This is a genomic window from Aliivibrio sp. S4MY1 (genome assembly GCF_028765545.1).
Lineage (GTDB): Bacteria > Pseudomonadota > Gammaproteobacteria > Enterobacterales > Vibrionaceae > Aliivibrio.
Map to the genome: position 1 here is coordinate 1 of NZ_JARACP010000061.1, position 783 is coordinate 783.

Annotated in this window: 1 pseudogene; it reads left to right on the forward strand. The window is 39.3% G+C overall.

The features are described 5' to 3' along the window. Positions 1-96 precede the first annotated feature (96 nt). Positions 97-783 (forward strand): annotated as a pseudogene (locus PVK71_RS20320) (IS30 family transposase); the annotation flags it as partial.

A 783-nucleotide genomic window follows, 5' to 3' on the forward strand; every position in this document is an offset into this window, starting at 1 on the left:
TTTAGATCCCAAGAATAACCGACACACTTTGGTATAGATTAGAGAGTCAGTTGCCTATAAGCTTCAAGCTCTCACACAATCAACTAAGGTAATCCCATGGGACACCAATATAAGCAACTGACACTGGGTGAAAGATACCAGATTGAAGCTTGGAATACACATAGTATTTCTGCTCGTGAAATAGGACAAAAATTAAAACGGAGTAACAGCTCCATTTCAAGGGAGTTACGACGTTGTCCTTCTGGAAGTTATTGTGCTGAGCAAGCACATAGGCATGCTTTTCAAAAAAGAGCACTTTCAATTAAGCACACAAAATGCAATAAAAAGAATAAGAAAATAATTCAAATATACTTGCAACTTGGTTGAAGTCCCGAGCAGATATCTGGACGAATGCGTAAAGAAAAAATAGAAAATACAATATGTTGCAGTACGATTTACAATATAGTCAAAAGAGAGTATTGGCAAAGGATGCTTGCTCGAAAAGGTAAGAAATACAAACAGCGTAAAGGTGTAGAAGCTGGCGCAAGACTAATTCCCAACCGCACTGATATCTCTCTTCGGCCTACTATTGTTGACGATAACTCAGAGATTGGCCACTGGGAAGGTGATACTGTTTATGGTCAAGATGGGTATTTAGTCACGATGGTAGAGCGAGTATCTAAGCTATTAGTTACCTGCAAAGTACGTAGCAAGTCCAAAAAAGCAGTCACTCGTGGGATAAATCGCATGATGAAGCCCTTTAAAGGGCTTTGCAAAACAATCACATTTGATAATGGCGGAGAG